Origin of the sequence: Methanosarcina spelaei (assembly GCF_002287235.1) — an archaeon.
GTDB classification, from domain to species: domain Archaea; phylum Halobacteriota; class Methanosarcinia; order Methanosarcinales; family Methanosarcinaceae; genus Methanosarcina; species Methanosarcina spelaei.
The window spans coordinates 1-1,158 of record NZ_LMVP01000297.1 but is presented as its reverse complement, the minus strand read 5'-3'; the positions used below and the strand labels follow the sequence as shown (position 1 = coordinate 1,158).

At 39.2% G+C, this 1,158-nt stretch carries 1 protein-coding gene and 1 pseudogene; both read left to right on the top strand.

Translation table 11 applies throughout. The features are described from left to right. Nucleotides 1-338 (top strand): annotated as a pseudogene (locus ASJ81_RS23775) (hypothetical protein); the annotation flags it as partial. Between the two features lie 9 nt (nt 339-347). Beyond that, on the top strand, nt 348-1,158 hold an 811-nt coding region (locus ASJ81_RS13170), incomplete at its 3' end, for a COG1361 S-layer family protein (RefSeq protein ID WP_212556081.1).

Here is a 1,158-nt window from a genome sequence, read left to right as displayed (position 1 = left end):
ATGACGTCGAGCTTGTAAGATATGCAACAAGAGTAGTGTATATTAGAGACGGTGAAATCGAAAAAATTGAAGCACGTCAGAAAAATAGCCAAGGTCCGAAAAGTGAAACAAATATGGAAAACGAATCAAATGCAGAGAACGAGCCAAATACAGAAAACGAACTGAATGCAGAAAACCAATCAAACGCAGAAAATGAACCAGATACGGAAAACGAACCAAACAAAGAAAACGAACCAAACAAAGAAAACAAAACAAGTGTAGAAAATGAACAAAGTACAAAAAATGAACAAAATATGAAAAATGAACCAAGTATAAAAAACGAATCATATCTGGATTGAGGAATTAAAATGAGAAAATTCTCTTTGTTAACATTTTTACTACTGCTTTCAACGTTCCTATGCCTGGGAGTTGGCACAGCATTTGGCGGATCAAATGGGAATATAAACTCTGCCGCTGTGCAGGTAAATGTAACTAATCAAAACCCTGATACTGCCCGTCCCGGTGAACCTGTTGAACTTACTCTCAGTGTGCAGAATATAGGAAATGCTGACCTCAAAGACATAAAGGTGACACTCAATCCGGAATATCCTTTCAGTAAACTTTCCGGAGAAGACCTTGAAAAGAGCATCTCTTATCTAAATGCGAGACAGGATGATGATGATGCTGGAGTTTTGAAATTCAAACTCATGACTGATGCCAACGCGTCGGAAGGCACATATGATCTTGATATTGTCACCACTTATAAGAGCGGGTCCTCGTCAAATACGATTACAACTACGAAAACAATTCAGTTAGAAGTTCAGGGTAAAGAATATGCTCAGGTTGTGACCGTAAGCAAGGCTGATATTGATATCGCAAAGGAAGAGCCTCTAGAGTTTATTGTGACAAATACGGGAACTTCTCCGCTGAAAAACCTGGTTTTCTCCTGGAATGATCCGAAAGGCGTGGTTTTACCTGTATACTCCGACAATACAAAACATATCAAGTATCTGGAAGCAGGTCAATCCGTAAAAGTCGACTATACCGTAATGGCAGACGTAAGTGCTGATCCAGGTCTCTATACATTGAATGTGAATCTTTCGTATGAGGATGCTGACTCTAAATCGAAAAATATTCAGACCACAGCAGGACTTTTTGTAGGAGGAACAACGGATTTCG